Origin of the sequence: Allochromatium palmeri (assembly GCF_009720725.1) — a bacterium.
Lineage (GTDB): Bacteria > Pseudomonadota > Gammaproteobacteria > Chromatiales > Chromatiaceae > Thermochromatium > Thermochromatium palmeri.
On record NZ_WNKT01000092.1, the window covers coordinates 1 to 4,260 of the forward strand.

A 4,260-nucleotide genomic window follows, 5' to 3' on the forward strand; every position below is an offset into this window, starting at 1 on the left:
GTTCAACAACGTCTCAAGCGTCCCGGGGCGTGGTGGCGCCTTGAGCAGGCCGAGGCCATGCTGGCGCTACGCCTCAACCGCGTCAATGGCCACTGGGAGGACTATTGGCAAGACCTGATTAAACAAGCGGCCTGACAACGACGTGGCGCGCATCAGTTATGGTCGCACCCTCGATCCAGTGGTCGGTTGACGCGCTGTAAAGAGCCCATCTATACTCCGAGCTATGTTTGCCTAAAACTGCCTGTGCCCACCGCCACGGCTGGTGTCGTAGCCCAACTGTTTAGAGGAAATTTCGATGTCCGCAATTGCCATTTACGGGAACAACGACGCCAATCTCATCGAAGATGGCTACTACGATGGTACCACCACGCTCAGCGGATCCGGGCCTTGGCTGATCTTCGGCAACGGCGACAACGACACCATCAATGCCATCAACGCCCTGGGCGGTGCCGACAGCCTCATCGGCGGCAACGGCGACGACCTCATCTACGGCTACGGCAACGATGACCTCATCTACGGTGACGACACCACCGGCGGCGGTCTCAGCGGCGACGACACGCTCTACGGCGGCGACGGCAACGATACCCTGATCGGCGGCGGGAATGACGACGACCTCTTTGGCGAGAATGACGACGACTCGCTCATCGGCGGCGCTGGCAACGACAGCCTCGTCGGCGGTGCGGCCAACGACACCCTCGTCGGCGGTGCGGGCAAGGACACCCTCGACGGCGGTAACGATGACGATCGGCTGATCGGCGGTTTAAACGACGACAGCCTCTATGGCGGTGACGGTGACGACACCCTGATCGGCGGTGAAGCCAACGACACCATCAATGGCGGCAACGACACCCTCATCGGCGGCCTCGGTGACGACAGCCTCGTCGGCGGCGTCGGCGATGACAGCCTCGACGGTGGCGACGGCAACGACAGCCTCTACGGCGGCGGCAATGACGACAGCCTCATCGGCGGCGATGGCGATGACAATCTCATCGGCGGCGAGGGCAACGATACCCTCGAGGGCGGTGCCGGCTTCATCGACAGTCTCGAAGGTGGCAACGGTGACGACTATCTCGATGGCGGTGCGGGCAGCGACCTCCTTGACGGCGGCAATGGCGACGACACCATCTACGGCGGGCTCGGCAACGACACCCTCCTCGGCGGCGATAACGACGAGGGCGCCGACAGCCTAGCCGGCGGCGACAATAACGATGACCTCTACGGTTACGCGGGTGCCGATACCCTGTACGGCGATGCTGGCGATGACACCCTCGACGGCGGTAGCGGCAACGATATCCTCGACGGCGGCAACGGCGATGACAGCCTCGACGGCGGCGCGGGCGCTGACAGCGATGACAGCCTCGACGGCGGTGCGGGCAACGACACCCTCATCGGCGGCGATGGCAACGACTACCTCGACGGCGGCGCCGGCAACGACTACGCCTACGCCGGCAACGGCGACGACACCCTCACCGGCATCGAACGCGGCCCCGACGGCCTGCACGTCCTCGACGGCGGCAACGGCGACGACAGCATCCTCGGCAACAACGGCGCCGACGAAACCCTCATCGGCGGCCTCGGCAACGATGACCTGATCGGCGGCGACGGTGACGACAGGCTTCTCGGCGGCGACGGCAACGACGACCTCATAGGCGGAGACGGCGAAGACTACCTCGACGGCGAAGATGACGATGACAGCCTCGACGGCGGCACGGGCAACGACACCCTCGACGGCGGCTATGGCGACGACAGCCTCGATGGCGGCGACGGCGACGACGACCTCGACGGCGACAATGGCGAAGACTACCTCGACGGCGGCACGGGCAACGACAGCCTGTACGGCGACGACGGCGACGACACCCTCCTTGGCGGCGACGGCAACGACACCCTCGACGGCGAATATGGCGATGACAGCCTCGACGGCGGCGACGGCGACGACACCCTCGACGGCGGCAACGGCAACGACGTTCTGAGCGGCGGCGCTGGCGAAGACTCCCTCGATGGCGAAGACGGCGACGACACCCTCGACGGCGGCGACGGCGAAGACCACCTCGAGGGCGGCCTGGGCGACGACAGCCTCGTCGGCGGTGCCGACAACGACTACATGGATGGTGCGGCGGGCAACGACAGCCTCGAGGGCGGCAGCGGCAACGACTGGCTCATGGGTAACGAGGGCGAGGACTCCCTCGTCGGCGGCGCCGGCAGCGACACCCTGTTCGGCGGCGACGACGACGACGTCCTGATCGGCGGCGCCGGCAACGACGACACCCTGAGCGGCAATGACCTGCTCTACGGCGACGACGCTGACGACTCGCTCTTCAGTGGTGGTAACGGCAACGACACCCTGAGCGGTGGCGACACCTTGGACGGCGGCCTGGGCAACGACTCTATCGTCGGCGAAGACAGCGGCGCTCTCCTCTTGGGCGGGCGCGGCGAAGACTACGTCGCTGCCGGCGGCGAGGACAACACCCTCGACGGCGGTCAGGGCAACGACGCACTCATCGTCTATTACGGTGAAGACAACCTCGCCTTGGGGGGCGAGGGTAACGACACTTTGGGTGTGTATTCCGGCGACGACAACACCCTCGACGGTGGCGAGGGCCGCGACACCCTGTTCGGCGGCGAGGACGGCGCCGACGGTAACGTCTTGATCGGCGGCAATGACGACGACCGCCTCGAAGGTGGCGACGGCGACGAAATCCTCTACGGCGGCGATTTGGCCATGCTAGAGTTCGGCGGACCTCCCACAGCCTGGAAGGATACCGTCTTCAGCCAAAGCGGCCACGACATCGTCAAGGGCGGCTGGGGTAATGACTATCTAATTGCCGACGGTGGCGACATCCTCAACGGCGGCTACGGTGAAGACTATCTGGCCATTATCGGCACCGGCGACAACAGCCTCGACGGCGGCTACGGCAACGACATTCTGGTCGATTACGGCAACGGCAACGACCGCCTCTGGGGCGACGACGGCGACGACGTCATCATCGGCGGCGACGGCGACGACTCCGTCTACGGCTACGACGACAACGACACCGTGAGCGGCGGCAACGGCGACGACTACGTCGACGGCGGCTTCGGCAACGACGCCGTTCTCGGCGAAGACGGCAACGACCAACTCTACGGCTACACCGGCGAGGACACCCTCGACGGCGGTGCCGGCAACGACACCATGAACGGCAACCTGGGCAATGACTTGCTCTACGGCGGCGACGGCGACGACGCGATGGGGGGCGGCAAGGACGACGACACCCTGTATGGGGAGGATGGCAACGACGAGATGCGCGGCGGCCTCGGCGACGACTACGCCGACGGCGGCACCGGTGAAGACACGCTCGATGGCATGGACGGCGACGATAGCTTGTTCGGCGGCGACGGTGACGACAGCCTGGTCGGCGGCGACGGCAACGACTACGTCGACGGCGGCAGCGGTCAAGACACCGTCGAAGGCGGCGAGGGCAACGACACCATGCTCGGCGGCGCCGGCTTCATGGACGGCGGCAACGGCGACGACAGCCTCATCGGCGGCGCGAGCGACGACAGCCTCTACGGCAATCGCGGCGACGATGAGATCTACGGTGGCGACGGCAACGACTACCTCGACGGTGGGGAGGGCGACGACAGCCTCTACGGTGGCAACGGCAACGACACCCTGGTCAACGGCGAAGGGCTCATGGACGGCGGCAACGACGACGACAGCATTATCGGCGACGACGACAACAACACCTTGCTTGGCAGTGCCGGCAACGACACCCTGCTCGGCAACGGCGGCGACGACAGCCTGCTGGGTGGCGACGGCGCCGACAGTCTGATCGGCGGCGACGGCGACGACTACGTCGACGGCGGCGACGGTCAAGACACCGTTGAAGGCGGCAATGGCAACGACACCCTGCTGGGTGGCGACGGCTTCATGGCCGGCGGCAATGGCGACGACAGCTTGCTGGGTGGTAGCGCGGACGACACCCTGCTCGGCGAGATCGGCAACGACGACCTCATCGGCGGCGCCGGCAACGACAGCCTCGACGGTGGCGAGGGCAACGACAGCCTCGATGGCGGCGACGGCGACGACACCGTGAGAGGCAACGATGGCGCTGACAGCGTCTTTGGTGGGGCAGGTAACGACCTCGTCCTTGGCGGGGCAGGCGACGACCGTGTTGTCGGTGACGCCGGCAACGACGACGTGCGCGGCGGCCTGGGCAACGACACCCTTGAAGGCGGCGACGGCGGCGACATCCTGGACGGCAAGGACGGTGCCGACAGCCT

Annotated in this window: 1 protein-coding gene and 1 pseudogene; both read left to right on the forward strand. The window is 66.3% G+C overall.

The annotated features are described in order from the left end of the window. Positions 1-135: pseudogene (locus GJ668_RS19295) on the forward strand (ISKra4-like element ISTvi1 family transposase); the annotation flags it as partial. Between the two features lie 160 nt (positions 136-295). Further along, positions 296-4,260 (forward strand): beta strand repeat-containing protein (locus GJ668_RS19300; RefSeq protein ID WP_281350276.1); only part of this gene is annotated, 3,965 nt, incomplete at its 3' end.